Origin of the sequence: Arthrobacter sp. 754 (assembly GCF_040548695.1) — a bacterium.
Classification (GTDB): Bacteria; Actinomycetota; Actinomycetes; order Actinomycetales; family Micrococcaceae; genus Arthrobacter.
The window spans coordinates 160,316-185,778 of record NZ_JBEPSC010000002.1 but is presented as its reverse complement, the minus strand read 5'-3'; the positions used below and the strand labels follow the sequence as shown (position 1 = coordinate 185,778).

At 65.5% G+C, this 25,463-nt stretch carries 24 protein-coding genes; 15 read left to right on the top strand and 9 right to left on the bottom strand.

The window, feature by feature from the left end:
* Positions 1-38: 38 nt before the first annotated feature.
* On the top strand, positions 39-686 hold the full coding sequence (locus ABIA70_RS06410; RefSeq protein WP_354146758.1) for a transglycosylase family protein: 648 nt from the start codon (positions 39-41) through the stop codon (positions 684-686).
* A 147-nt stretch (positions 687-833) separates the two neighbouring features.
* Here ABIA70_RS06410 and ABIA70_RS06405 read toward each other — a convergent pair whose 3' ends face one another.
* On the bottom strand, positions 834-1,424 hold the full coding sequence (locus ABIA70_RS06405) for a hypothetical protein (RefSeq protein WP_354146757.1): 591 nt from the start codon (positions 1,422-1,424) through the stop codon (positions 834-836).
* Between the two features lie 167 nt (positions 1,425-1,591).
* Between ABIA70_RS06405 and ABIA70_RS06400 the strand changes: the two genes are divergently transcribed.
* The 5 genes from ABIA70_RS06400 to ABIA70_RS06380 all read left to right on the top strand — a co-directional run bounded on the left by ABIA70_RS06400 (position 1,592) and on the right by ABIA70_RS06380 (position 6,378).
* Positions 1,592-2,506, top strand: a complete 915-nt coding sequence (locus ABIA70_RS06400) for an MSMEG_6728 family protein (RefSeq protein WP_354146756.1) — start codon at positions 1,592-1,594, stop codon at positions 2,504-2,506.
* Between the two features lie 4 nt (positions 2,507-2,510).
* Positions 2,511-3,371 carry an SDR family oxidoreductase gene (locus ABIA70_RS06395; protein ID WP_354146755.1) on the top strand — a complete coding sequence of 287 codons (861 nt, stop codon included), beginning with the start codon at positions 2,511-2,513 and terminating at the stop codon, positions 3,369-3,371.
* 44 nt (positions 3,372-3,415) lie between these two features.
* Positions 3,416-3,799, top strand: coding sequence for a DUF1622 domain-containing protein (locus ABIA70_RS06390; RefSeq protein WP_354146754.1), 384 nt, complete (start codon positions 3,416-3,418; stop codon positions 3,797-3,799).
* An 85-nt stretch (positions 3,800-3,884) separates the two neighbouring features.
* On the top strand, positions 3,885-5,657 hold the full coding sequence (locus ABIA70_RS06385) for an HNH endonuclease signature motif containing protein (RefSeq protein WP_354146753.1): 1,773 nt from the start codon (positions 3,885-3,887) through the stop codon (positions 5,655-5,657).
* Positions 5,638-6,378, top strand: coding sequence for a YqjF family protein (locus ABIA70_RS06380; protein WP_354146752.1), 741 nt, complete (start codon positions 5,638-5,640; stop codon positions 6,376-6,378). Before ABIA70_RS06385 ends, ABIA70_RS06380 begins: the two co-directional genes overlap by 20 nt.
* Positions 6,379-6,436: 58 nt before the next feature.
* Here the strand turns inward: ABIA70_RS06380 and ABIA70_RS06375 are convergent, their stop codons facing one another.
* The gene (locus ABIA70_RS06375) at positions 6,437-6,757 is read right to left on the bottom strand and encodes a hypothetical protein (protein WP_354146751.1); all 321 of its coding nucleotides are present in this window, start codon (positions 6,755-6,757) and stop codon (positions 6,437-6,439) included.
* Positions 6,758-6,858: 101 nt separating this feature from the next.
* On the opposite strand from ABIA70_RS06375, the gene ABIA70_RS06370 reads away from it, so the two are divergent.
* Positions 6,859-7,650: a ZIP family metal transporter gene (locus ABIA70_RS06370; protein WP_354146750.1), complete on the top strand. Its 792-nt coding sequence runs from the start codon at positions 6,859-6,861 to the stop codon at positions 7,648-7,650.
* Between the two features lie 47 nt (positions 7,651-7,697).
* Here ABIA70_RS06370 and ABIA70_RS06365 read toward each other — a convergent pair whose 3' ends face one another.
* Positions 7,698-10,235, bottom strand: coding sequence for a Tex-like N-terminal domain-containing protein (locus ABIA70_RS06365; protein ID WP_354146749.1), 2,538 nt, complete (start codon positions 10,233-10,235; stop codon positions 7,698-7,700).
* 241 nt (positions 10,236-10,476) lie between these two features.
* Here ABIA70_RS06365 and ABIA70_RS06360 point away from each other — a divergent pair, with 241 nt between their 5' ends.
* On the top strand, positions 10,477-10,773 hold the full coding sequence (locus tag ABIA70_RS06360) for a hypothetical protein (protein ID WP_354146748.1): 297 nt from the start codon (positions 10,477-10,479) through the stop codon (positions 10,771-10,773).
* A gap of 243 nt (positions 10,774-11,016) precedes the next feature.
* On the opposite strand, the gene ABIA70_RS06355 is transcribed toward ABIA70_RS06360, so the two are convergent.
* A complete protein-coding gene (locus ABIA70_RS06355) occupies positions 11,017-12,087 on the bottom strand; it encodes an alkene reductase (protein ID WP_354146747.1) in 1,071 nt (356 codons plus the stop codon).
* A gap of 181 nt (positions 12,088-12,268) precedes the next feature.
* Between ABIA70_RS06355 and ABIA70_RS06350 the strand changes: the two genes are divergently transcribed.
* The 3 genes from ABIA70_RS06350 (at position 12,269) to ABIA70_RS06340 (ending at position 13,827) form a co-directional block, all read left to right on the top strand.
* The gene (locus tag ABIA70_RS06350; RefSeq protein ID WP_354146746.1) at positions 12,269-12,703 is read left to right on the top strand and encodes a pyridoxamine 5'-phosphate oxidase family protein; all 435 of its coding nucleotides are present in this window, start codon (positions 12,269-12,271) and stop codon (positions 12,701-12,703) included.
* Positions 12,704-12,738: 35 nt separating this feature from the next.
* The gene (locus tag ABIA70_RS06345) at positions 12,739-13,206 is read left to right on the top strand and encodes a very short patch repair endonuclease (RefSeq protein WP_354146745.1); all 468 of its coding nucleotides are present in this window, start codon (positions 12,739-12,741) and stop codon (positions 13,204-13,206) included.
* A gap of 210 nt (positions 13,207-13,416) precedes the next feature.
* The gene (locus ABIA70_RS06340) at positions 13,417-13,827 is read left to right on the top strand and encodes an Hpt domain-containing protein (protein ID WP_354146744.1); all 411 of its coding nucleotides are present in this window, start codon (positions 13,417-13,419) and stop codon (positions 13,825-13,827) included.
* Here ABIA70_RS06340 and ABIA70_RS06335 read toward each other — a convergent pair.
* Positions 13,800-14,567, bottom strand: coding sequence for a response regulator transcription factor (locus ABIA70_RS06335; RefSeq protein ID WP_354146743.1), 768 nt, complete (start codon positions 14,565-14,567; stop codon positions 13,800-13,802). The genes ABIA70_RS06340 and ABIA70_RS06335 overlap by 28 nt on opposite strands.
* Before the next feature lie 100 nt (positions 14,568-14,667).
* Here ABIA70_RS06335 and ABIA70_RS06330 point away from each other — a divergent pair, with 100 nt between their 5' ends.
* Positions 14,668-16,326 carry a sensor histidine kinase gene (locus tag ABIA70_RS06330; RefSeq protein WP_354146742.1) on the top strand — a complete coding sequence of 553 codons (1,659 nt, stop codon included), beginning with the start codon at positions 14,668-14,670 and terminating at the stop codon, positions 16,324-16,326.
* An 11-nt stretch (positions 16,327-16,337) separates the two neighbouring features.
* Here ABIA70_RS06330 and ABIA70_RS06325 read toward each other — a convergent pair whose 3' ends face one another.
* From ABIA70_RS06325 to ABIA70_RS06310, 4 genes are all read right to left on the bottom strand, one after another.
* A complete protein-coding gene (locus ABIA70_RS06325; RefSeq protein ID WP_354147325.1) occupies positions 16,338-17,534 on the bottom strand; it encodes an McrC family protein in 1,197 nt (398 codons plus the stop codon).
* Between the two features lie 199 nt (positions 17,535-17,733).
* Positions 17,734-19,965 (bottom strand): McrB family protein, encoded by a 2,232-nt coding sequence (locus ABIA70_RS06320; protein ID WP_354146741.1) that lies wholly within the window; start codon positions 19,963-19,965, stop codon positions 17,734-17,736.
* 73 nt (positions 19,966-20,038) lie between these two features.
* Positions 20,039-20,305: a PLDc N-terminal domain-containing protein gene (locus ABIA70_RS06315; protein ID WP_354146740.1), complete on the bottom strand. Its 267-nt coding sequence runs from the start codon at positions 20,303-20,305 to the stop codon at positions 20,039-20,041.
* A gap of 326 nt (positions 20,306-20,631) precedes the next feature.
* Positions 20,632-21,498, bottom strand: coding sequence for a GntR family transcriptional regulator (locus ABIA70_RS06310; protein ID WP_354146739.1), 867 nt, complete (start codon positions 21,496-21,498; stop codon positions 20,632-20,634).
* Between the two features lie 268 nt (positions 21,499-21,766).
* On the opposite strand from ABIA70_RS06310, the gene ABIA70_RS06305 reads away from it, so the two are divergent.
* From ABIA70_RS06305 to ABIA70_RS06295, 3 genes are read left to right on the top strand one after another with little or no spacing between them, the layout of a single operon-like run.
* Entirely contained in the window at positions 21,767-23,032 is a 1,266-nt protein-coding gene (locus tag ABIA70_RS06305) for a RuBisCO large subunit C-terminal-like domain-containing protein (RefSeq protein WP_354146738.1), read from the top strand.
* A 1-nt stretch (position 23,033) separates the two neighbouring features.
* The gene (locus ABIA70_RS06300) at positions 23,034-24,332 is read left to right on the top strand and encodes a four-carbon acid sugar kinase family protein (RefSeq protein WP_354146737.1); all 1,299 of its coding nucleotides are present in this window, start codon (positions 23,034-23,036) and stop codon (positions 24,330-24,332) included.
* 54 nt (positions 24,333-24,386) lie between these two features.
* A complete protein-coding gene (locus ABIA70_RS06295) occupies positions 24,387-25,430 on the top strand; it encodes a zinc-dependent alcohol dehydrogenase (protein ID WP_354146736.1) in 1,044 nt (347 codons plus the stop codon).
* Positions 25,431-25,463 lie beyond the last annotated feature (33 nt).

Genomic DNA, 25,463 nt, shown 5'->3' with positions numbered 1-25,463 from the left:
CGGACCGAGCGCAGGTGGCCTTCAGGAGCATCAACACCATGAACAACACCACCATCCGTACTGCCGCGCGCCGCGGAGCAACCGTTGCCGCCATTTCCCTGGCAGGCGTTGCACTTTCCGCCACCGGAGCCAATGCGGCCAGCACCTCCACGTGGGACGCTTTGGCGCAATGTGAGAGCGGCGGCAACTGGGCCACCAACACCGGCAACGGCTACACCGGCGGCCTGCAGTTCAGCAGCACTACCTGGGCAGCGTACGGCGGCACCGGTTCCGCAGCCGACGCCAGCCGCGAACAGCAGATCGCCGTTGCAGAACAGGTCCAGGCCTCGCAGGGCTGGGGAGCGTGGCCGTCCTGCGCCGCGCAGCTCGGTTTGAGCGGCGGAGGGGGCGCGACGGCGCCAGCACCGGCGAGCGTTCCGGTTCAGGCTGCCCCGGTCCAGAACGTGCCCGTCGCCCAGGTACCGGCAGCCCCAGTCGTGGCGGCCCCTGTGACGGTGCCGCAGCACGCAGCACCGGTGGCGCTCAGCGGCGAGACCTACACGCTGGAAGCCGGCGACACCCTGAGCATCGTGGCAGGGAAACTTGGCATCGCGGGCGGCTGGCAGCAGCTGGCGGACGCCAACATGAGCACCATCGCGGACCCGAATCTGGTATTTGCCGGACAGGTCATCCAGCTTCCCGCCTAGGGGTTCATGCTCCCCGGTTCCTGATGTAGCCGGGAATGCACACCCTCACCAAACGAACGACGCCGGAGCCCCCTCACAAAGGGGAGCTCCGGCGTCGTTCGTTGCTGTGTTTGTCGTTGGTTGCTGTGCTTGTCGTTGTGCGCAGCGCTAGGCGGCAACCTTGATTTCGCGGATGATGCGCACCTTCCAAGCGGCGTCGTCGCTGGTGTCCAGGAGGGCCACCGTGCCGTGGGCGAGGTTCAGTGCCACGCGCTTGGCTGCCAGCAGTTCGAGGTAAAGGTGCTCGTTCATCCGGCTGGGGGTGTCGATCATGTACTTCACGGCGTCGCGGACCTTGCGGTAGTTGGGGCTGCGCTCGCGGTGCAGGTGCAGTTCGAGCATCTGGCGCTGGCGGACCTTGGGCTCGTGCCGGTTTAGCCAGGAGACGGCCAGGTGGACAGCCACCACCAGAGTCAGGGAAACTGCGTAGATCCACCAGCCGCTGGACAGCAAAAACAGGGGCAGGTTCCCGATCGCCACCAGGGCAATCACCACACGCAGCGCCACGATCCGGCGAAGGGTCAAAGCCACCGACGCCAACGCGGCCCGGAAGCCGTGCTGTTCCTTGCGCGCTGCCGCCGGATCAAGGGTAAATTCATCAAGGACCAGGATGCCCCTGGCTTCCGGACTGAGCATCTGCCCGAAGCGGGGCACAAAAGAACTCGTGTTTCCGGGGGTCAAATCAGCTGAAATTGTCATGAGGGGGCTTCCGGGACGGTGGGACGTTTCGGTGATCTTAGTGGATAGCGTTATCCGCTGTATGCATCTGTCCAGTATGTGAACATTTGCGCGATGGGGCGAGCGCCTCTCGTGTGGCGGCCGGCACTGCAATTGGCACATCCGCCCAGTGCCGTCAGACTGAAAGAATGCAAACTTTCCTCCCGTACCCCGATTTCCGGCAGAGCGCCGCAGCACTGGACACCGCCAGGCTTGGCAAACAGCGTGTCGAAGCGCTGCAGACCCTCCGTGCGCTGGTGATCCCCGAGTACGGCTGGCAGACGCACCCCGCCGTCCGCATGTGGATGGGCCACGTGCCGGCGCTGACGATGTACGGCCTGGCGATGGTGGAGGAATGGACCGCCCGCGGCCACGCCGACAACACGCGTGCCAACATCACCGAGTTTGCGCCCCAGGCAGCGCACCCGGACTACGCCGCCAAGATCCCCATGCCGGAATGGCTCGGTAATCCGGACTTCCACCTGAGCCACCGGGCCAAGCTGGTCCACAAGGAACCGAAGTTCTACAAGGAAGTGTTTCCCGACGCTGACGTGGACCTGGACTACATCTGGCCCGAGCCCAAGCACGAGTTCTATCCCACGGAACCCGAGGACGACATCCTCTGGATCCTCCGCGACCCGCACGCAGAGGTCGACCCGCAGACCCTGGACACGGTGGCCCTTCCCCCTGTCCGCGGTCACGCTGCAACTCCCGCCGTGGCCGATCCGGACGGCTACTCCCCGGTCTACGTCGACGATGGGTCGCGCCGCCCGTCCAAGCAGCCCCGCAAGCTTCCCCCGAAGCAGTTGGTGAAGAAGCCAACGCGGAAGCGCCAGGCCCAGGAGAACGCCTTCGCCACCCTGCCGGGCAAGACCGCAGTGGCGGTCATGTTCGAGGATGGCGCAAAGTTCGCTGTGGGCCAGGTGTTGGGCAGGCCCATCACGCTCGACGACGGCCGCTTCGGCCGCCACTTCACGGTCACCGAGGTGATCGACCGGTCAGCGTTCGACTACCCGGCACTCCTGCAGGATCCCCGCGTGTTCTTCCCGGTCCCGGCGCCCTGATCGCGTGACGGTACTTCTTGCCGGCTGCGGTGATCTAGGCACCGAAGCCGGCCTGCGCTTTGCCGCCCTCGGCCATCGTGTCGTCGGCTGGCGCCGCTCACCCGGAAAGCTGCCGGCCGGCATTGAAGCTGTTGCGGCTGACCTGAGTTCCGCCGATCTTCCGGCCATCCCTGCGGACACCACCGCCGTCGTCGTCGCCGTAGCGGCGGACTCCCCCACCGAAGCGGCCTACCGGGCCGCCTATGTGGGCGGGCTTGCGCACGTCCTTGACGCCCTGGAGCGCGACGGCGTGACGCCTCGCCGGGTGCTGTTTGTGTCCTCCACAGCGGTCTATGGAGATGCCGGCGGCGGCTGGGTTGATGAACGTACGACGCCGGAACCCGGCGGTTTCTCCGGGCGCATCATCGGTGAGGCGGAGGACCTTTTGCTGGCGCGGTTGCGCGGCACCGGATCGGTGCCGGTTGTGCTGCGGCTTGGCGGAATCTATGGCCCCGGACGGACCAGGCTTATCGACCAGGTCCGCACCGGGACCGCCGTGATTCCCGACGAACCGCGTTACACCAACCGGATCCACCGGGACGACGCCGCGGCTGCCATTGTTCATCTGGCGACCATGGACTCCGTCCCCGCACCGGTTTACGTCGGAGTGGATAACGATCCCGCCGAACTGGGCGAAGTTCTGCGTTTCCTGGCAGCCGAGATGGGTTATCCGGAACCTCCGGTTGGTCCGGCCGGCGAGGCCCGTGGCGGAAACAAGAGGGTCAGCAATGCGCTGCTCCGAGGGACCGGCTTCGAGTTCGCCTACCCCTCGTTCCGTGAAGGCTACCGGGAAGTCCTGGCCGGCACGGGAGTCCGCCACCCGTAGGCTTGGGCCAGACAAACGACTGACCCCTGCAGACGAGGAGCACGGTGGATTTCCAGCACATCATTGAGGCCGTGGGCAAATACATGGACTTCGCCGGGGTGGCAGTGATGGTCATCGGCGCCCTTGTGTCGATTCCCATGGCCTTACGCGGCTACCAGCCAAGAAAGCTTCCCGCCGGGTCTGAGAAGCTTTCGGTTTACCGTGCATACCGGCAGCTGCTGGGGAGGTCCATCCTGTTGGGCCTAGAGCTCCTGGTGGCGGCCGACATCATCCGCACGGTAGCGGTGACACCCACGTTCGAGAGTGTGGGCGTACTGGCGATTATCGTGCTGATCCGGACCTTCCTGAGCTTCTCGCTCGAGCTGGAAATCACCGGCCGCTGGCCGTGGCAGAAAGAGTCTGCGAAGCCGGCGCCGGCAGGTGCATAAGGCCTCAATTCGCGGGGCCGCAGAGTTGTCCACATAGGCCTGATGCTTCGCGGTTTTTGTCGGTGCCCCGCGGGATGATGTGGGTATGGGAAACAGGGCAGCGGTTGAGGCGGCGGAGGCTGTTTGTGCCTCCGCCGCGGCGCTGCTCGCTGTCGTTAAGGGCGGTACGGACTCGGCCGGTGTCGCCGGGCATACCGGGTTCACCGGGCCCGCGGACTCTGCCCGGCTGGCTGGGTGCGCTGCTGATGATCCGTTGCGCCGGGAAGCCGATGGCTGGTTGGACACGCTGGCCCTGACCGCCAGGCTCAATGCGCAGGTCGCCGCCGTGGCGGTCCACGCGGCAGCCGGGTATGCCGGCACGGCCCAGGCCTTGGCGTCCCCCGACACCTCTGATCGGGCGCAGGAGATGGCCGTCGTGGCCGAGGTCGCGTGTGCCCTGACCGTCAGCGAGCGGACCGCCGGGGCCCTGCTGGCCGAATCCCAGGCCCTGACCACAGCGTTGCCGCTGACCCTGTCCGCGCTGACGGACGGCTCGGTCTCCTGGCAGCACGCCCGGGTCATGGTGGACGAGACCATCAACCTGGAGGCTTCTGCTGCTCAGGCTCTGGAGGCGCACTTCCTGGACCCCAAGGCGGAGAACCCCAACCGGGGCTGCCCGGCCGGGGAACTCGTTGCCTCCAGGTTCCGGCACAAGGCCAGGATCTGGCGCGAACGCCACCACCCGGTGAGCATCGAAAAACGCCACACCAGAAGTGTTGCGGACCGTCGGCTGGAATACCGCCCGGACCGGGACGGCATGGCCTGGCTCTCGGCCTACCTGCCCGCCGACCAGGCCGCCGGGATCTGGAACCGGACCACCGCCGACGCCCGCGCCTTGCAGGGCCCGGACGAGGACCGCACCATGACCCAGAGGCGTGCCGACATCGCCGCCACCCTGCTCCTCTGTGGGGACGCGGAGGGAACTGCCGCGGGGCGGGTGCCGTCACCACGGGCGCTGGTCCTGGTCACCGTGCCCATCATGTCCCTGCTCGGCGCCACGGATGAATCGGCGATGCTGGACGGGTTCGGGCCGATCCCGGTCACCATGGCACGCAGGCTCATCGCGGACGGCGCCACCTCCTTCCACCGCGTCCTCATCGACCCCAGGGACGGTGCACCGCTGGAGATCGGACAGACCAGCTACCCCGTCACCAAAGCCCAACGCCAATGGCTGCGCATGCGGGACGGGAAATGCCCGTTCCCCGGCTGCCACAACCAATCCCTGGACAACGAAGCAGACCACCTCCTCGCCTGGGCACACGGCGGCACCACCGGCATCACCAACCTCGCCCAGCCCTGCCCAAAACACCACAAGCTCCGGCACACCGGCGGCTGGAACCCCGGCCCGGCCACCCAACACGCACCACCAGGCTGGATCTCACCCACCGGCAGACGCTACGCCAGTGAACAACCCGACTGGGAACCACCACAACTACCGGAAGTTGTCCGCCAGATCCTTCAGGGACCCCCGAACGAACGGGAGTCGCTGGTACAGCCCGGGGACGATAAGCGCAGGCGCGAACTGAGACAACCCGGGGAACCAAAGCGATCCAGAGCTGGTTCGAAAGAACCCAGGGCTAAGGAAACCAAGCGCAAGGAAGCCAAGCGAAGGGATCACTGCTGGATGAAAGCCGACCGAGACCGGAACGTTGGTCCTGATAGAGGCGTCGAGCCCGTGGCTCTCGACCCCGGCCCGGATCCTGATCTGCCACGTCCACCCGATCCGGATCCAGATTGGGACCGACCGAATCTCCCGCATCCGCATCTCCTGACAGAGGTACACATGAATACAGGTACACATGAATACCCAGTCCTATAGCTCCGACCCGTGGCCGGAGGCACCGGCGCTGGCGGGTCCCGTCATCATGGACCAGCGCTGGACAGATGCCTTGTTCCTGCACTGGCGCCTGCCCGAGGCGACCGCAGCCGCCTTCATGCCTCCCGGGGTGGTGCCCGACGTTTACGACGGTTCGTCCTGGGTGGGCCTGATAGGTTTTCGGATGCGCCAGGCAGGGCTCGGCCGCGGACCAGCGGTGCCATTCTTCGGGGATTTCAACGAGGTCAACGTCCGCCTCTACTCCCGGGAACCCGACGGCACACGCGGCGTGGTGTTCCTGAGCCTCGACGCCAATCGGCTGGCGGTAGTCCTGGCAGCCAGGGCAGCAGGAATACCTTACGTCTGGTCCCGTACGGCCTACGCTGCATCGACGGCAGACCAATCGATGGGGTACTCCGTCCGCCGGTTCCGGGGCGGAGCACGTAGCAGGTTCGCCGCTGTCCCTGAGTTGGAAAGCGTCGCCGCCGATCCGCTGGCCGTCCACCTCACCGCGAGGTTTGGCCTTCACACCAGATTCCGGGGCCGCACGCTATACGTCCCCAACACGCATTCGGCATGGCCCCTTCACCAGGCCGCATTGACCCGGCTCGACGACGGACTCGTCCACGCGGCCGGAATCAAGGTGGCAGGTCCCCCGGAATCGGTCCTTTTCTCCCCAGGAGTTCGGACTCAGTTCGGCAGGCCGAGGGTTCTGGATGCTTAGGCCTTCCTTCGCTTATCCACCCCGTGTACGTCTTAACCGTGGATGACCTGCCGCAGGCTTATGCGTCCCGCCAGCCGCTGCCCTCTACAAACTTGGCCACAAGGGTTCCGACACCGGCCTGGAGGGAGTTGGAGGGGTCGAAATACAGTTCTCCCTCAGTTGCCCGGCTGTGCGTGATGAGCTGTTCCGCTTCAAGTTTGGCCTCGGCCGGAGTGGCCCCGACGATTGCGGTCCGCGCCGGCAGTTCGGGAGTGTGAATGATTTCGGCGTCGGTTTCCGACAGCGGAACCGTGGTTCCCGGGTTGATCTCGTCGTGGGGAAACTCAAACTCTGCATCATCAGGAGCAGCAGGGATGGTGTATTCCAGGAAGTAGGTCATGGTTCCAGCCTCGCAGAAAGTCCCCTGCCCCGAAAGTCGCTTCCAGCGCTGACCTGCAAATACAGGTTCCTCCTGCCACCTCCCGCTCCTATACTGTCCGGATGATGATGTCGCTGGTTTTCGGCGCCATAGCATCCAGTGCACTGATTCTGGGTGCCTTCATCGGTGTCAGGTTCGAACTCCCCAAACGCCTTCTTGCAATGCTCCTTGCATTCGCTGCCGGAGCCCTCATCACTGCCCTGACGTTCGAGTTATTCGAGGACGCCTACGAGCGTGGAGGCATCCTCATGGCGGCCATTGGACTGATGGTGGGGGCCATCGTGTTCACTGGCCTCAGCGCCCTGCTGGACCGTTGGGCCCAGCCCGGTTCCAAAGCCACGCCAGCGGACGAGTTCCAGGGCAGCGCGAAGCTCGACACAGACGCAGCTGCTGCCGACAAACCCGCAACCGCTGAGTCGACCCGCGGTGCAGCCGGGCTTGCCCTCCTGGCTGCCGTGACGCTGGACGGGGTGCCCGAAAACGTCGCCTTAGGCGTTTCCCTCGGTGAAGGAACCGGCGGCCTGGCGCTGCTGGCCGCCATCTTTGTGTCCAACTTCCCGGAGGCGCTGGTGGGGGCCGCCTCCATGCGGACCCAAGGCCACTCGGCCGGAAGCATCATCGGGCTGTGGGGCGCCTGCGCGGTGCTGCTTGTCGTTGCGGTAGTGGTCGGCGCCGGGCCGCTTTCCGGCACCGATCCTGCGGCGATCTCGCTGCCCTTGGCCTTCGCGGCCGGCGCAGTCATCGCCTCGTTGGCCGACACGTTGATGCCGGAGGCCTTCGAGCACGGCGGACCCACAGTAGCCCTGAGCACGGCCGCCGGGTTTGTCCTGGCGTTCGTCCTCTCGCTCGCCTAGAGACAGTTCCTGCCAAGAACCTCGGGCTTCTGGCTGCAGCCACGGAGCTACTTGCCGAGGCCAGCCTTGCGAAGCGCCTCGGCCATGGCGGTATTGACGGGAGCAGGTTTGGGCGCGGGTGGCCGGCCGCCCGGAAGCTTGCCCGCCGAGCCCCTGCCCGGTTCCGCTTTCTGGCCGCGTCCACCCTGGCTGTCCCGGACTGGACCGCTTCCACCACGCCCGCCGGCGTCCCGCGTGCCGGAGTCACGCGTGCCGGAGTCACGCGTGCCGGAGTCACGCGTGCCGGAGTCACGACCGCCGGAGTCCCGCGTGCCGGAGTACCGCGTGCCGCCCGGGGTTCCCGCGCCCCCGGAAAGCGACGGCTCGTCGTCGAGCCTCAGAGTCAGGGAAATCCGTTTCCGCTCCGGATCGGCTTCCAGCACTTTTACGCGGACCACCTGCCCGGATTTCACCACTTCGCGGGGGTCCGAGACAAAGCGGTTCGCCAGCGCCGAAACGTGGACCAGCCCGTCCTGGTGAACGCCCACGTCAACAAAAGCGCCGAAAGCAGCCACGTTGGTTACGGTCCCCTCCAGGACCATGCCCGGCCTGAGGTCCGAAATCTTCTCGATGCCTTCGGCGAATGCTGCCGCGGCGAAGGCGGGGCGGGGATCACGGCCGGGCTTGTCCAGCTCGGCAAGGATGTCCTGCACGGTGGGCAGTCCAAAGGTCCCGTCCACGAAGGTCCGCGGATCCAGGGACGACGCCGGCGCAGAGCCCGCAGCCACCAGGATCTTGCGTGCCACCGTGTAGGCCTCCGGGTGGACGCTCGAGGCGTCCAGTGGTTCGGCTCCCCCGGCGATCCGCAGGAATCCCGCGCATTGCTCGAAGGCTTTGGCGCCGAGCCGCGGCACTTTCTTGAGTTCGCTGCGCTTGGCGAACGGACCATGTTCGTTCCGGTACGCCACAATGTTTTCACTCAGCAGCGGCCCGACGCCGGCCACCCGGCTCAGCAGCGCGGGTGATGCCGTGTTCACGTCGACCCCCACCGCATTCACGCAGTCCTCCACCACCGCGTCCAGGCTGCGGTCCAGCTTCGCCGCGGTGACGTCGTGCTGATACTGCCCCACTCCGATGGATTTGGGATCGATCTTCACCAGTTCCGCCAGCGGATCCTGCAGCCGCCGCGCGATGGACACGGCTCCGCGCAGGGACACATCCATCCCGGGCAGCTCGGCGGCAGCCAACGCCGATGCCGAATACACCGACGCCCCGGCCTCTGAGACCACGAGCTTCTGTGGCTTTTGTTCAGCAGCGGGCAGCAGCTTGATGAGCTCAGCGGCGAGCTTGTCCGTCTCGCGGGACGCCGTGCCGTTGCCGATCGCCACCAGTTCGACGTGGTGCTTTTGGGCCAGACGGACCAGCGTGGCCAGGGCTTCGTCCCACTTCCGGGCGGGAGCGTGCGGGTAGATCGTGTCGGTCGCCACCACTTTGCCGGTTCCGTCCACCACGGCTACCTTCACACCGGTCCGAAGCCCGGGATCCAGTCCCAGGGTGGCGCGGTTGCCGGCAGGCGCTGCAAGCAGGACGTCGCGCAGGTTCGCGGCGAACACCCTGACGGCCTCATCCTCGGCAGCGGCGAACATCCGGCTGCGAAGGTCTGCGGTCAGCCGCGCCAGCACCCGCGAGCGCCAGGCAACCTGCGCGGTTTGCAGCAGCCAGGCATCGGCCGGACGTCCGCGGTCTGCGACCCCGAGGCACCTGGCCACCGCTGCCTCGTAGCGGGCACGCGCGGCGGTGAGGGCGTCGTCGTTCTTCGGGTCCGCTTCGGCGAGATCCAACTCCAGCACGCCGTCCTTCTCGCCGCGCAGCAGCGCAAGGACGCGGTGCGAGGGCATCCCCGAGGGCGCCTGGGCGAAGTCAAAGTAGTCGGCGAACTTCTGCCCCTCGGATTCCTTCCCCTTCTTCACCTTCGCCACCATCCGGCCCTGGGTCCAGAGCCGCTCGCGCAGGGTGGCGGCAAGGTCAGGGTCCTGCGCAACGCGTTCCACCAGAATGGAGCGGGCGCCGGCCAGCGCCGCGGCGGCATCGTCCACGGAATGCTCAGCATTGAGGTACTTGGCTGCCTCACGTTCCGGGTCCAGGTCCGGCCGCTTCAGCAGCGCCTCGGCAAGCGGTTCCAGCCCGGCCTCGCGGGCGATCTGGGCCTTGGTGCGCCGCTTGGACTTGAACGGAAGGTAGATGTCCTCCAGCCGCGACTTGGTGTCGGCGGCGAGGATCGCCGTCTGGAGTTCGTTGGTCAGCTGGCCCTGGGCGGCAATCGCCTCGAGGACGGTACGACGGCGGTCCTCCAGTTCGCGGAGGTAGCGCAGGCGTTCGTCGAGCTCACGGAGCTGCGTGTCATCCAGCGTCCCCGTGGCTTCCTTGCGGTACCGGGCGATAAACGGGACGGTGGATCCGCCGTCGAGCAGCTCCACTGCAGCCTTCACCTGCCAGGCCTTAACGCCGAGCTCAGCGGCAATCTGAACGTAAATTGCGTCGTCCGGCGGCTGCGGGCCGGCCTTGACAGAGGCGGGAGCGGAGGGGCGCTGCGGGAGTTGGGTCACCAGAACATTTTGCCCTACTGCCCCACCCGTCTCCACCAGTGGCCTGGCCGGCGGCCTGTGCACTGTCGGGTCTGCTGCCCGATCTGGTGCCCGGTCCTGCCCGGTCTGCTGCCGCTCGTATGGGCCAGCCCTGCTGGCTGCTACCCGGCGCAGGCCGCGCAAACGGGTATTCCACTACGGGCTGTGAAGTGCTGTAGTTGAGTTGCCGTCATCGGTAATTATTTTCGAGGAAGAGGCCACCATGCGGGAACTGCTCATCGTCTTTCAGGAAGGATTCGACGAGGCCAACATCACCGTATTGGTCAACGGCAAGGAGGTCCGCCGCGACGTCGGGGTGTCCACCAACGCCCTGCTTGGCGAAGCGTTCGAAACCACAGTCGAGTTGCCCGCGAAAGGCGCACAGGTTGGCGTGGAAGTGACCAACCGGGGACTCAAGGGCATCCTCAAAGTCAGCGGAAAGCCCAAAAGCCTGCTCGTCTCCATCCAGGACGGCAAACTGGTCATGCGCGAAGGCACCGGCCGGGAGGCATTCCTCTAAAAATCCCCCTAGCGATACTCCATTCGCTGGAGTATCCTGTCATCACCGCCCGGTTTTATGCGAACCTGGGCGGGCCAACTTATAGCTCAGCCAAAAAGCCGTCGGATGGCTCATTGGCACGCGCTGCCCGGAACAGCACACCGAGCAGCCGACGACGGCGGCACCCAAGCCCGGGTGCCGCCGTCGCCGTCTGTTGCAGGTCGCCGTCTGTAGCAGTCTGGACAGCCGCCGCAGTTTGCTCGGTTAGCCCGGGTATGCGGGGTAGTCGGTGTAGCCCTTGGCACCCTCTGTGTAGAACGTGGCCGGGTCGAAATCGTTCAGCGGGAGGCTTTCCTTCCAGCGCCGGGCCAGATCAGGATTGGCCAGAGCAGGACGCCCCACCACAACAGCGTCCGCGTGGCCGTCGGCTACCAGAGCCAGGGCCTCCTCGCGGGTGGTGACAACGCCGAAGCCGGTGTTCACCAGGAAGGGGCCGTCGAAGCGCTCACGGAGACCCTGGACCAGTTCTCCGGCCGGTTCGTGGTGCAGGATGCTCAGGTAGGCCAGATTCAGCGAAGCGATGCTGTCCACCAGGACCTCGTAGGTGGCGCGGACATCGGCTGCGTCCGTTTCTGCGATGCCCTGGACATTGTGCTCAGGCGAGATGCGGATGCCGACGCGGTTTGAACCAAGGGCAGCCACCACGGCGTTGACGGTCTCGATCACGAAGCGTGCGCGGTTCTCGGGCGAACCGCCGTAGCTGTCGGAGCGGACGTTGGAATTCGGGGCCAGGAACTCGTGCAGGAGGTAACCGTTGGCCGAGTGCAGTTCCACGCCGTCGAACCCGGCTTCAATCGCGTTGACGGCGCCGGTGACGATTTCCTGCATCACCACGGACAGTTCGTCGGTGGTCAGCGCGTGCGGCACGGGGTATGGCTGCTTGCCGGACGGCGTCCGGACTTCCCCGTCGATGGCCACGGCACTCGGGCCCACGATGGTCCGGCCGCCCGTGATGTCCTCGTGTGACACCCGGCCACCGTGCATGACCTGCGCAAACATCCGGCCGCCCTCCGCGTGAACGGCGTCGGTGACCTTTTTCCAGCCGGCGATCTGCTCGGCATTGACGAGTCCCGGCTGGCCTGGGTAGGAACGGCCGGCGGAGCTCGGGTAGATGCCCTCGCTGACGATGAGTCCCAGGGATGCACGCTGGCGGTAGTGCTCCACCACCAGCGGGCCCGGAACACCTTCTTCGCCGGTACGGATGCGGGTCAGGGGGGCCATCACGAGACGATTGGGCAGTTCAAGCTCGCCGAGGGTCAACGGGGAAAACAGCATGCGCGGTTCCTTTCGAATATGAATTGGTACTGCTTGGCCCAACTGACCGGCGCCTGCAACTATTCCGGGTGAGACGCGGATCATGGCTTCGCCGCCAACCAACCAGCCACGGGCGCCGTTGTGGAATGTCCGCTTCACTTGGGGGCTAGTAATCTTCTACCGATCGTAGAAGAATGGCCCCATGATGTTCTCCCACCCAGATGGAAACCCTGTCCTCGAACTCGACGACGCGCAGTCCTGGCAACTCCTCGAAGCTACCAAGCATGGCCGCCTGGTGGTTTCGGTCGCAGGCGAACCCGATATTTTTCCCGTCAATTACCTTGCCTCGGGTCGAAAGCTTTACCTGCGCACGGCACCGGGAAACAAACTCGCCCAGCTGACCATCAATTCCACAGTGCTCCTGGAGACTGACGGCATCCTCGAGGACGAGGCATGGTCGGTGGTGGTCCGCGGCACGGCCCGGGTCCTGAGCAACTCAGCGGAACTGGCCGAGGTGGAGGCGCTTGGCCTCAAGACCTGGGTACCTACGCTGAAGGACTTTTACGTGGAGATCGAGCCGCGGTCCGTCAGCGGCCGCCACTTTGAGTTTGGCGAGCAGCCCGAACGCGAGATCTAGGAGCTCCAAGGTTGGGCGGCTCCTAGACTGGAAGCATGGCAGACAGGCTGACCCCCGAGCAGCGCAGCTGGAACATGTCCCGGATCCGGGGCAAGAACACCAAGCCTGAACTGCTGGTGCGCCGCCTCCTCCATGCCAAGGGCTACCGCTACCGCCTGCACGGAAAAGCCGGCCAGGCGCGGCTGCCAGGCCGTCCTGACCTTGTCTTCGCAGGGCGGCGAAAAGTCATCTTCGTCAACGGCTGCTTCTGGCACTTCCATGACTGCCGGGTGGGCCAGCACGCCCCGAAAGCCAACGCCGCCTTTTGGGAGGCCAAGCGCACCCGCACCATGCACCGTGACGCCCAGCAGCGCCTAGAACTCGAAGAGGCAGGCTGGGAAGTGCTCACCGTATGGGAGTGCGAGTTGAAACACGGATCGTCCCTGGAGGCCCAGCTGGTGCGCTTCCTCGGCTCTCCGGCTGTGGCCGCCGCTGAACTGCCGCAGCCGGCCAAAGTAACTTGAGTCAATCTTGACCGTTTGCTGCCTCGGGTATTGATGGGCGGCGGGGAGGATTGAGCCCCTGAAGGAAAACCCGCAGTCTCCTCAGAAAAGCCACATTCGTTGGCTGAGGCGCTGCCCGGGATACGGAACAGTCTTAGTCTGAAAGCGGACGAAATGCCCAACGGCGACGCCCCCTTTCCCGGGTGGCAACCCCCTGCGGAAAGGACAGCAATGGCTCCCTCCGATGACGCCGGGCGGCCGCTTGTGGACCAGTCTGTCCTTGACCGCCTCCGCGTTGAGTTGGACGGGGACGAGGGCTACAGCGCCGTCTTTGTGGGCAATTTCATCGGTTACCTGCCGGTCAGGATCGACCGGCTGCGGCTGGCGTTGACCACGGGGGATCTGGACGGATCCGTGGACGCGATCCTCAGCCTCAAGACGTCCAGCCAGATGGTGGGTGCCGAACGGCTGGCGGGTTTGGCCATAACCCTGGAACGTTGCATCCGCGAAGAGTCCCGCGGCGTGGACCCCTCAGTGGCGCTGCCCCGCCTGGCCGCGGAGTACTTGAAGCCGATCAGCTATTGCAGCCGCCAAACGGTCCACCGGCTGCAGGCTCAGCGTTCCACCGGTGCCAGGCGGTAGCCGACGCCGCGGACCGTCTGCAGCCACCGGGGACGCTGCGGTGAATCGCCCAGCTTCTTCCGCAGGTTTCCCATGTGGACTTCGACGGAACGCTCGTCTGCCTCGCTGATGTAACTGCCGACGTCGTAATCTTCGTCCCGGAGCCGGCGCACCAGGTCCGATTTGGTCCGGACCGTCCGCCCCGCCTCGAGCAGGGCGTAGAGGAGCTCGAACTCCGTACGCGTCAGGTTCAGTTCCTCCCCATCCACGCTGACGGACCTCGAGGCGTAGCTCAGGTCCAGGCCGTTGTGGCTGTAAGTTCCGTCGCCGGTGCCGGTTTCGGCGTCAACGGGCTGCTCCGCGCCGGGACTTTCGGCCGGATCAGGCAGCGACCGGGGCCGGCGCATCATGGCAGCGATCCGGGCCCGCAGCTCCCGCGGCCTGAAAGGCTTGGTGAGGTAGTCATCAGCTCCGGACTCCAGGCCGATCAGCGTGTCCAGTTCATCCGCCCGCGCCGTGAGCATCACGATGTAGGCATCTGAGAACTCGCGGATCTGGCGGGAGACCTCAAAGCCGTCGATATCCGGCAGCCCCAGGTCAAGCGTGATGACGTCCGGATTCAACGTCTTTGCAGCCAGGACACCTTCGTGGCCGCTGCTGGACACCGTCACCTCGAAACCTGCCTGGGTCAGGACCGTGCGTACAAGTTCGCGGATATCCTGGTCATCCTCGATGACCAGCCCCACTCGTGCTTCACTCATCCCAGCCCCCTCAGCCAGCTTGACAACGTCAGAAGTATAGCCCGTGCCCGATATCCTGCTGGTATGCGTCTGTCTATCGTCCCATCCCGGCTCCAAATCCATGCGTGATTCCGCGGGCCCGCGTGGCTTGGGCTGGCTGGGGTTTTTCGGACGGCCCTTCCACGAAAACTCCCTGACCGGCAGGGTGGTCCTGAGCCAGACACCGCTGTCGGTCACCACCCTCTTTACGGCGTTCCTGGTTCTGGCCTTTTTCCCCGGCGCCTTCGACAGTCCGCTGTTCGTGGCCTTCCTCGCCTCCCAGCTCGTGATCATGCCGCTGTGTTTCCTGGTTCCCTGGGACAGGCTGCCGTTTACGAGCTTCCTGGTGATTCCGCTGCTGGACTTCGTCTCGATCGGGTTGGGGCGCGAGGGCGGCCAGGACAGCCTCACCGGCCTCAGCCTGCTCGCCGCGTTCCCGGTGATCTGGCTCTGCGCCTCCGGCTATTACCCGCGCACTTCCCGCTGGCTGTCCTTCGTGGGGCCGCTTGCCATCATCTGGGTTCCCCTTTTCGTTCGCGGGGACGTGTCCGGACCGAGCCTTGCCCGCGCCATGCTCATTCCACTGATGCTGCTGGGCATTGGAATATCCGTCAGTGTCCTGACGCAGAGCATGATGCGCCAGCAGCGGACCCTGGAGGAGAAGGACCTCCAGCTTCAGGCCGGCCTCGAAAAATCCATGCAGCAAGAGGCACTCCTGAACACCATTCTGGACACGGTGCACACGGGCGTCCTCGCCGTGGACGCCGACGGCCATGACATCCTGATGAACCGGAAACAGCGGGCCAACCATACGCTGGCCACACCTCCGGACATCGAGGATCCGAACGAGTCGCAGCTGCTGGTCTTCGCAGCGGACCGCACCACCCTGGTCCCGGTCGAGGACCGTCCGGTGCGCCGGGCCGTGCTCGGCCAGACTTTCACTGACAGGCTGGTCTGGCTGGGCGCCGGGACGGAACAGCGCGCCATCAGCACGTCCGCCCGCGCCATGAAGGATCCTGACGGGAAGTTCTCAGGGTCCGTGATTGTCTTCAGCGATGTGACTGACCTGGTGGATGCCCTGGCGGCCAAGGACGACTTCATCTCCAGTGTGTCGCACGAATTCAGGACGCCCCTGACCTCAATCCTTGGCTACGTGGAACTCATGCTCGCCGACGGGCCAGACGAGGAGCAGCGGCAGCCCCTGGAGATAGTCCAGCGGAACTCGGAGCGACTGCTCACCTTGGTTTCGGACCTTCTCGCCAGCAGGAACGGCCAGCTGCTCGTGAAGCCGGATGCCGTTGACGTTGCTGACCTGGTGCGTGCCAGCATATCGGCCGCCCAGCCCCGGGCCGACGCGTCGGGGGTGGTTTTGGAGACGGACGTCCCCGCGCGGTTGGATGCCCGCGTTGACGGACCCCGCATTTCCCAGGTGCTGGACAATCTTGTGTCCAACGCCATCAAATACTCACCCGACGGCGGCAACGTGACGGTTTCCCTGATGCAGGAGGACGGTTTCCTCAAGTGCCAGGTCAGCGATACCGGCATGGGAATGATCCCTGCAGACCAGGCGGAGATCTTCACCAAGTTCTTCCGGACATCCAACGTCCGCCGCACGGCAATTCCCGGTGTGGGCCTGGGGTTGCCCATCAGCAAGGCGATCGTGGAGGCCCACGGCGGGAGCATCGATGTGGAAAGCAAGCTGGGCCAGGGCACCACCTTTACGTTCCGCGTGCCGGTGTAGGGCGGGCGGGGCTATACGCCTGTGCGGGCAGTCCGGACCACTTCGCCCCACGACTGCCGCGCCACTTCGCTGATGGCAGCGAGGATTTCCGACGGCGGACGCGACAGGTCCAGCGGAAACTCGACGACGTCGATGTCCGTGTTCAGGATGCGCCGCAGTTTAACCTCGCCCGCACCGGCGTAAACCAGCCAGGCGGTGGGCACCCTCAGGGCGGTGCAGTATGCGAGCATCTGGTAGTGGTCCGCGCTCAGGGACGCCCCCAGGTCGGAAGCTGCCTTGTACTTGGCGTCATAAACCACCACCGGGCGGCCGCCCAGCATGTGCACGGCGTCCGGCCGCACGGAGAGCCGGTCTGAGTCCCGGACGGCCTCGCTCAGCAACGCGTTGTACTGCAGGCGCATTTCCCCCGGGTACGCGGCCATGGCTTCGCGGAGCGCGGTCCCCACGAAGTCCTCGAACACCTGCTCCATGTCCACCACAAACGCCGCGGTCTGCTGTTTGCCTTCGCCGGCCTCGGCGGAGGCGTTGCGCAGGATCAGTTCAGCCAGGCGCAGGACTGCGTGATAGCGGACGTTCATCCGGCTCGGGGTCCACGGCGGCAGCGGAGCTCCGGCCGGGAGGCGCGTGACGGCGTCGAGCTTTCCCTTGAGTTGCCGGAGGCGGCTCAGGACCTCAGGCCTGACCCGCGGGACCTTGCCCATCCGCTCGAGCGCGGCCCGCAGGATCCGGTTTTCCGCGATGTCCTCGGTGAACTCGTCGTACGAGACTTCCAGCGGCACCAGCATGCCGGGGCGGCGGGAAATCTGGTCCGAAATCCGGATACGGCCCTTGACCGTTCGCAGCGATTCGTCCACGGTGAGGTAGCCCTGCAGCACCCCGCGGCCCAGGGCACGCTCCGCCAGCTGGGCCAGGGATTCGGCCAGCGCGCTCCAGAGTTCCCGGTCCTCGCCGGCGGCCACGGAATCGGGCCGGAAGCCCTGCTCGCCGGTGAAACTGAGCAGGAACAGCAGCCGGCTCAGGCCCAGCCGGTCCTTGGGGCGCACATCCAGCTGCACGGTTGAGGTTCGGACTGAACCCACTTTTCCGACGGGCTCGATCCGGTACAGGCCCATTCCCATCGGCGAGGCCTTTGCCAGGCCGCTCGAATTAAGGACGGCGGCACTGGCGGCGTCCAGCCGCTCAACGATCCCACCGGACAGCTCATCCAGCACCAGGTGCCGGGCCGCTTGGCCTGTGCCCCGCGCCGCCGCACTGGCCGCCGCTGCCCGCGCTGCGACTGCCAGCCCTGCGCCGCCGTGCACCGGGTCATGGGCGGGCTTGGCCGGCAGCCGCTTGCCTGGCAGCGGCTTATCGGCAGGCAGCTTGGCTGGCAACGGCTTATCTGTCAGCGGCCTATCTGTGAGCGGCTTATCTGTCAGCAAGGCGTCCCAGCAGCTGGTCCAGGCCGAACCGCTCCTCAAGCTGCGCCCGGTTCAGCTGGCCGTGGTAATGCTCCTCCAGCAAAGGCATCAGCTCGTATTTCCAGATCCGGCGCAGCCCGGCCGGTGTCTGCGCGGCGGGCTTCATGAAGTAGGACGGGCCGATCATCAGGTCCCGGTCCCACTCATCGATGGCGGCGTTCAGCGCATCCAGCAACAGCGCCGGCGTGGTGTCCAGTTCCCTGGCTTGCAGGAACCGCAGCAGCGAACCCTTCACCGGTTCCGTCTGGGGATGCAGCTCGATGAACGCAAAGCGGCGGCGGATCGCGGCATCCATCATGGCGATGGAGCGGTCCGCCGTGTTCATGGTCCCGATAATGTACAGGTTGTCCGGCAGCGTGAACGGCTCGTTGGGGCTGTACTGCAGGTAGATCCGGTCATCGCGGTATTCGAGCAGGAAGTACAGCTCGCCAAACACCTTGGCCAGGTTGGCACGGTTCATCTCGTCGATGATCAGGAAGTAGGGCTTGCTTTCATTCCCGGGCTTGGCAGCTTCCTCGGCCAACCGGCGCAGCGGACCCGCCACGAGCTTGAAGGACACCTGGCCTTCGTCCGTCTTGTCCGGCCGGTAGCCTTCGAAAAAGTCCTCGTACGCATACGACGGGTGGAACTGGACAAGCTTCACCCGTTCGTCCGTGCTGTCATCGGCAAGTTCCGCGGCGAGGTGCTTGGCGAGGTAGGTCTTGCCGGTCCCGGGCGGACCGTACAGGACAAGCTGGCGGTTTTCCTCCAGCAGCTCGGCGATTTCCTGCAGCGGTTCCAGGTCCATGTGGAGCGAATCCGCGAAATCGCGGCTCAGCGGGCGGAAGCCCTCCTGCACGGGGACCACTTCGACGGCGGCTGTGGCGGGGTCGTCGTCGTCCGGTTCCGCCTCGGCTGGAACGAGCGACTGAAGTGCCTGCACCACTTTGGTGACGTCAACGATGATTCCCGGCGTGGCCAGCTGCCGCTGAACGTGCCGCGGCAGGTCTGCGGTGGTGTGGGCGTCCTCAAACCAGCGGACCTTGCGGCGCATTTGGCGGTTGTCCTCATTGTGCTCGGGCTCGCCCAGCACCACGCCGAGCCGCACGGCACCGGCGTGCTGGCACAGGACAAGGTCCCCGGGCTTCATCACCGTGAGGAAGGCGAAGACGGCCGTTTTGGTGTCCTCCCGCTCCACGTAGCCCAGATGCTTGTAGTCCTCATCCACGGCATGCTGGACCAGCCCCGCAGTCACGCCCGGGTCCAGGAGGCGAAGATGTTCGACGTCGAGCGTTACCTTCTCCTCCGCCTGCCACGCCGCGAGGAGTTCGGTGTTGTCGCTATGGGTACGGAGCAGCCACGCACGGCGGCCGGGATCCCCCACCTTGCGCCACTGGCTGACCAGCTGCCGGGCGTACCAGTCGATCCGCTGCCCGGCCTGCTCGTCAAGATGCAGGCGGATGCGGTGGATGTCCGCGGTGACGTCTTCGTCGGTGTCACCCTTGGCCCCGCCCACCAGGGAGGCGAAAGCATCCCGGATCTCCTGGCGTTCGACGTCGGCCACCACCGGCTCAAAAAAGCTGGGCCAGGCGAGGTACTCAATGCTGCGCCGGATGGCAGGCTGGTCCCCCGGGGTGCCCGCGGCAAGCTGGTGGAACTTCTGCGGATCCTTCAGCGCCTTGGCGATGGTGGAAGGTGATTGCTGGTCCACGTGCTGGACAAAGCGGCACAGCCACTTGAGGTGGTCCCAGATGGTCCAGTTGAACTCTGCCGTGCGGTCCCGGATCACGCCGTGGTCCGTCATGCCTTTGTAGAGTTCCTCGGGCAGCTCCAGCGGAGGCTCCAGCCAGGACGCGGCCTCAGCGACGCGGGCGCGCTTAACCTTCAGCGACTTGACCTCGTGGGCCAGCGGCAGTGACTGCAGGAAGAGCAGCTCAACGGCAAGCTGCTTGGCTTCCCGGGAGGCCTCTTCAAGGTTCTGCCGGAGGTTGGTCATCATGGGGGCCTTGGCATCCGGGACCCCCTTCTCGAGGCGTTCCAGCAGCTCCGCGGCCGCCTCCGACGTCCATGTCGGGGTCTTGCCGTCCAGGGCGGACTGCTTGCCCTGTAGCCCCGGTCCGAGCACAAACCAGGCAGCATCCTCGATCTCCTGCGAGATGCCCGGGGCGCGGGGCATGACAGGTTTGGGGCTTGGAGTCATGGCTTCAAATTTACAGGCTCAAGCTGGGTGCCTGCTCCATAGCCATCGCCTGTGTGGGCTTCGGAGTGAAAGCCTATGTGGCTGCTCCGGGCCTCTTCCGTCCCAGCACGAAGTAGCCTATGGGCCCGATGAAATTGATCAGGGACGCAGCCCGCCAGGCCGCCTTTGGACCGTTGATCTGCGCAGCAGGGCGGCGTGAAATATCGCGCTGGGCGGCCAGCATCAACGTCATCTGCACGATCCCTATCCCCACAAATGAGGCCCGGGCAGCCGGGGACATCTCTTTCCAGGTCTTCTTGCGCTGCTTGGGGACCTTGTGTTGCTGGCGGTTCTTGGCCATGATCAACGCTCCTTTGATAGACATTCAGTTTCCAGTGTGCGCCAAGGCCGGCGCAACGGGCTAAAGACCCACCTGCAGCGGCCCCCGGGCTGTGGAGTTTTCCGCTAAATGGCGGCGTTCTGTGATCGCTATATGTCGCACGACTCCCCCGGACTGTCTTGTATCCCTAGGTTTTCGAGGCACGAGGGTTTTGAGACAAGCCAGGCCCAAACAGGAGAATGCGCTGGTGGCCCGCAAGGGTGCGCGGGCGTCTTGCCGGTGTCGACTCCCAACATCTTGAGATGTCCCGATGGATGTCAGGGGTCGGTTGGCCGTGGGCGCACGCTTTAGCGTGCTCCTCGTTCGAGGTCAGCTAGTTCTGATTCAAGTTGCTGGGTCAGGTTCCGTAGGCGGCGGAGGTGCTCTTGGGAGACGTGGCCGGGCTGGCTGGTGACTTGTGCATCAACGTCGAAGACGGTGTTGGGGCTGTGCCAGACATTGAACCATTCGAGACCATGGCCGAGGGCGTCCCGGGTCACGCCTTGGAGCAGGAGCAGTGGTTCGCGAGTGTTGATGTTCAGTTTCCGCGCCAGGTCAGGATCTGAGGACACGGCCTGGACCTGACGGGGACCGCCAGCGGGGTGATACCCGTGGTCGCGCATGAGGCTGAGAAGCGATGCGTTTTCGAGCAGTTCTACGGTGAAGTGCGGGAAGAAGTCGCGCGGTACCCAGGTACGCATGAACGCAACGGGAAGATCGTCGAGGTAGCGGACCCGCTCGATTTTCCAGGTGTTGGTGGTGTTGAGGGCCTCGACGCCTGCCTGGGGCGGCTCGGATGGTTCTACGGTGAGGACATGGGTGCGCAGGCGCTGGCCGTGCGCGGCAGCCTGTTCATCCAGGCCTCCCGCACGCTGGACGTGCCGGCGGAGGACGGGCGTTGCGGCTACTACGCTGCCACGGCCGCGCTGGCGTCGGATCAGGCCGAGGTCAGCAAGGCCTGACAGGGCCTGGCGCACGACGCTGCGTGATACACCGAACTGCCTTTGCAGTTCCTCTTCAGTGGGCAGGGAGGAGCCTGGGGGCAGCGCAAGGTCGATGATCTGCCGGTGCAGGATGTCCCGAATTTGTGCATGGAGCGGGCCTCCGGCTTCTCGGTTCAAACCGCCACTTCGTCCCGTCGGCTCCGCCTCGGGTTCTGCTGGTACCAAACTCACGCTAACTCCTCTGCCGCTGTGCAAATCTTAGCCCTCCCGCTGCTCCTCAACGCTGAGCAGTGACATCGCCCAGTCTTGACGTGACCTACACCACCCATTATTGTACGTATCAAAGGTACGTACAACTTCGAGCTTGGGATCACAGGAGATGCCATAGTCCCGAAGTGCGAGTCACCCGCTTGAGCCCGCATCGGCGCGTGAGCGAAGTAAAAGTACCTGCAGGTGACAGTCGGATACGTGAGTTTCAAAACCCCGAATTGGAGAATCCATGCGCGACCCGCGCTCGGTGCGTTGCACCTACTACCTAGAGTCCGAGATCGATCCCGGGAAGGCCGCAGCCATCATGGCGGGCGAGCAGTCCAGCGGCACCTTCCTGCCGGTCCCCGGCGAATCAGCCCGCATCCGGGAGCGGCATGCCGCCCGGATATCCGATGTCCAGGAGCTTGGTTTTTGCCGCCCGTCCCTGCCGTCACGGGCCAACCCGGAAAAAGTCCGCGCTGCCTTGGTGACCGTCGATTTTCCGATGGAGAACGTCGGCACGGACCTGGCGACCTTGCAGACTGTCATTGCAGGCAATCTCTTCGAGTTGGGCGATCTGTATGCCTGCCGGCTCCAGAACATTGAGCTGCCGGAGGACTTCGTCGCAGCCCACCCCGGCCCGGCCTTCGGCATCGAGGGCACGCGCAAGCTCATCAGTGACGTTCAGGGCGTCATGGTCGGCACCATCGTCAAACCCAACGTCGGGCTCTCGGAAGAGGAATTCCGTCTGGTGGTCCGGGATCTTGCGATGGCCTCCATCGACCTGATCAAGGACGACGAGCTCATGACTGATCCGGCATACCTGCCGCTGGAACGCCGGGTCGCCGTTGCCACCGAGGAAATCCGCGCCGCTGAGCAGGTCTCCGGCCACTCCACCATGTATGCCTTCAACATCACCGGTGACCTTGCCGGACTGCAGAAACGCCACGACCTGGTCGTGGAAGCCGGCGGCACGTGCGTGATGCTGAACATCCCGGTCATGGGTTTACCCGCCCTGGCCCTGCTGCGCAGCTTCGCCGAGGTACCGATCCACGGCCACCGCGCCGGCCTCGCGGCCTCGATGCGGTCCAAGGCCCTGGGCATGGACTACCGGGTCTGGCAGCAGATGGCCCGCCTCGCCGGCGCCGACCACCTGCACGCCAGCGGGCTCGGCAGCAAGTTCTACGAACTCGATGAAGAAGTCGCGGCCAACATCCGCAGCCTCTTCGAACCCCTCGGGCAGACCATTGCACCGCTGCCTGTCCTGTCCTCAGGGCAGAATGTCACCACCCCCGGCCCCACCTTCGACGCGGTCGGTTCCACAGACCTGATGATGTTGGCCGGCGGCGGGGTCGCCGCCCACCCGGACGGCCCCGGCGCCGGAGTGCGAAGCCTGCGCCAGGCGTGGGAAGCAGCAGTGAATGGGGAGCCGCTGCAGAACGCAGCGGACAAACTCGCTCAAACGGGGGACGATGCTCTCCTGCACGCTGTCCAGACTTTCGGGAAAGGTGCCTGAGATGCCAGCTTTCGGTTTCGTCGCGGACGACCTCACCGGAGCCGCCGACGTCCTGGCCCAGTCCCACCGCTACGGCCTGGAAGCTGCTTTGGTCATCGGGGACGCGCCGCTGCCCAAGGACACCGACGTCGTCGGGTTCGCAGGACCGGCCCGCTCCCTGTCCGGAACAGCGTTCGACAACATGGTCATCAGGGACCTCGCCGGGATTGCGGCCCTGAACCTGGACGTGCTGCTGTACAAGGTCTGCTCCACGTTCGACAGCTCCACCACTGTCGGAAGCATCGGGCGCGGGATCAAGCTGCTCCATCAGCAATTCCCCCTGCACGGGCCCATTCCCGTGGCGCCGGCCCAGCCTGGCTTCGGACGGTACACCGCCTTCAGCAACCACTACGCCAACTACGCCGGCAAAACCTACCGGCTGGACCGCCACCCGGTCATGTCACGGCACCCGTCCACCCCCATGGCCGAGGCGGACCTGCGCCAGGTCCTGGCCGAACAGTTCGGCGACACCCAAGTGCCTGAGGCGATCCACCTGCCCGCCTACCAAGACGGCACCTTCAAGGACGCCTGGGCGGAACGACGCCGGGATCCCGGGGCACAGGCCTTTGTCGTCGACGCCGTGGACGAACATCAGATGGACGCCATCGCAGAAGCCCTCACGCGGGAAGAACACGGTCACGGTCCATCGATCGTCGTCGGATCCGGCGGCATCATGGCGGCACTGGCACGGTCCATCTCGGACCAGGCTCCGCGCGTCCCCGGCCCCCAGAAGCCGTCGGGACCAGTGCTGGCCGTCAGCGCCTCGGCCTCCAGCACCACGGCCGAGCAAATCAACGATGCCATCTCCAATGGCTGGGAAGACGTCCCGGTGCCTGCCGAACTGCTCCAGCGCGATGACCCAGCACTGGTTGCCGCCCTCGATGAACGCGTGTCCAATGCTCTTCAGGCAGGCAGGAACGTCGTCGTGCACACAACCCGTGGCGCGGCGGACCCGCGCTACGGGGCCAGCACACCAGTGGACGCCGGCTACGTCGGCACCCTGATCGGCGGCATCGCCGCCAGAATGGCCACAACCGGCCTCACCCGTGACATCGCCGTCTGCGGCGGTGACACCTCCAGCCATGCACTCATCGCCATGGGCGTGCGCCAACTCCGGGTGTCGGACCAGTTCGTCACAGCCGGCCCAATCCTGAAAGCCGACGGCGCCTCCGCTGTCGGAGGGTGCAGGCTCCTGCTCAAGGGCGGACAGGTCGGCCCGACCGACATCCTGCGCCGCTTCGCCGGCCAACTCTCCAGCTGACACCCCCAACACAAATCCCCCACGCATCACCAGAACCAACGAAAGGCGGCCCCCATGCGGGCAGTAGTTAAGAACGCAGCAGAGCGAGGCGTCACCTACGTCACCGACGCCGGCGACCCCAAGGCAACAGAAGGCTCCGTCGTCATCGAAGTCGGCGCCGCCTCCCTGTGCGGCACCGACCGCGAACTCTACGAATGGACCCCATCAGCCCAGGCATTCAACCTCAACCTCCCGGTCATCCTGGGCCATGAAGGCGCCGGTACCATCGTCGAGGTCGGTCCCGGTGTCACCGGGCTGCAGGTCGGCGACCAGGTTGCCCTCGAAAGCCACCTGACCTGCGGACAGTGCTTCCCCTGCCGCACCGGAGACGCGCACACCTGTGAACGCACCGGGATCCTGGGCATGCACATCGACGGAGTCTTCGCAGAGTACGCAGCCGTCCCCCAGGACATCTGCGTCAAGCTCCCCGCCGGCCTGTCCCTGGAATCCGGCGCACTGCTCGAGGCCGCCGGCGTCGCCGTCCACGCCATCCAGCGCGCCAACTACTCCGTCGCTGGCCGGGCCGTGCTCGTCAGCGGGGCAGGCCCGGTCGGCCTCGTCGTCGTGAACCTGGCATTGCTCATGGGCGCCTCGCACGTCATCGCAGTCGACCCCAACCCCTACCGCCGCGCCCAAGCTGAAAAGCTCGGCGCGACCGCCATGCACCCCAACGACGGCATCGTCGAACGCTGCCGCGAGCTCACCGGCCGCCGCGGCGGATTCGACGTCGCCTTCGAATGCTCCGGAGCCCCCGGCACCCTCGCCACACTCTTCGAAGCCGTCCGCCGCGAAGCCACCGTCATCACCGTCGGACACCCCAGCCGCCCCGCAGAAGTCGACATCGCCGCCTACATCAACAAAAAAGGCATCACCCTTCGCGGCATTTTCGGCCGCCGGCTCTGGGAAACCTGGGAACAAAGCCTGCTGCTCCTCGATTCCGGGAAGCTGGAACTGGACTGGCTCATCACCCACCGCAAAAAACTCAGCGATATCGACGAAGCCGTCGAACTGCTCACCGGAGACGCCTGCAAGGTCCTGCTCATCCCAGGGCTCGGCTAACCCACCCCAAACGGCGGAACTGACGGTCCGACC

Bases quoted from the DNA above. Each gene is read 5' to 3' on its own strand.
- ABIA70_RS06410 (WP_354146758.1), top strand. From the start codon at position 39: ATGAACAACACCACCATCCGTACTGCCGCGCGCCGCGGAGCAACCGTT.
- ABIA70_RS06405 (WP_354146757.1), bottom strand. From the start codon at position 1,424: ATGACAATTTCAGCTGATTTGACCCCCGGAAACACGAGTTCTTTTGTG.
- ABIA70_RS06400 (WP_354146756.1), top strand. From the start codon at position 1,592: ATGCAAACTTTCCTCCCGTACCCCGATTTCCGGCAGAGCGCCGCAGCA.
- ABIA70_RS06385 (WP_354146753.1), top strand. From the start codon at position 3,885: ATGGGAAACAGGGCAGCGGTTGAGGCGGCGGAGGCTGTTTGTGCCTCC.
- ABIA70_RS06380 (WP_354146752.1), top strand. From the start codon at position 5,638: ATGAATACCCAGTCCTATAGCTCCGACCCGTGGCCGGAGGCACCGGCG.
- ABIA70_RS06375 (WP_354146751.1), bottom strand. From the start codon at position 6,757: ATGACCTACTTCCTGGAATACACCATCCCTGCTGCTCCTGATGATGCA.
- ABIA70_RS06370 (WP_354146750.1), top strand. From the start codon at position 6,859: ATGATGATGTCGCTGGTTTTCGGCGCCATAGCATCCAGTGCACTGATT.
- ABIA70_RS06360 (WP_354146748.1), top strand. From the start codon at position 10,477: ATGCGGGAACTGCTCATCGTCTTTCAGGAAGGATTCGACGAGGCCAAC.
- ABIA70_RS06355 (WP_354146747.1), bottom strand. From the start codon at position 12,087: ATGCTGTTTTCCCCGTTGACCCTCGGCGAGCTTGAACTGCCCAATCGT.
- ABIA70_RS06350 (WP_354146746.1), top strand. From the start codon at position 12,269: ATGATGTTCTCCCACCCAGATGGAAACCCTGTCCTCGAACTCGACGAC.
- ABIA70_RS06345 (WP_354146745.1), top strand. From the start codon at position 12,739: ATGGCAGACAGGCTGACCCCCGAGCAGCGCAGCTGGAACATGTCCCGG.
- ABIA70_RS06340 (WP_354146744.1), top strand. From the start codon at position 13,417: ATGGCTCCCTCCGATGACGCCGGGCGGCCGCTTGTGGACCAGTCTGTC.
- ABIA70_RS06335 (WP_354146743.1), bottom strand. From the start codon at position 14,567: ATGAGTGAAGCACGAGTGGGGCTGGTCATCGAGGATGACCAGGATATC.
- ABIA70_RS06330 (WP_354146742.1), top strand. From the start codon at position 14,668: ATGCGTGATTCCGCGGGCCCGCGTGGCTTGGGCTGGCTGGGGTTTTTC.
- ABIA70_RS06320 (WP_354146741.1), bottom strand. From the start codon at position 19,965: ATGACTCCAAGCCCCAAACCTGTCATGCCCCGCGCCCCGGGCATCTCG.
- ABIA70_RS06315 (WP_354146740.1), bottom strand. From the start codon at position 20,305: ATGGCCAAGAACCGCCAGCAACACAAGGTCCCCAAGCAGCGCAAGAAG.
- ABIA70_RS06305 (WP_354146738.1), top strand. From the start codon at position 21,767: ATGCGCGACCCGCGCTCGGTGCGTTGCACCTACTACCTAGAGTCCGAG.
- ABIA70_RS06300 (WP_354146737.1), top strand. From the start codon at position 23,034: ATGCCAGCTTTCGGTTTCGTCGCGGACGACCTCACCGGAGCCGCCGAC.
- ABIA70_RS06295 (WP_354146736.1), top strand. From the start codon at position 24,387: ATGCGGGCAGTAGTTAAGAACGCAGCAGAGCGAGGCGTCACCTACGTC.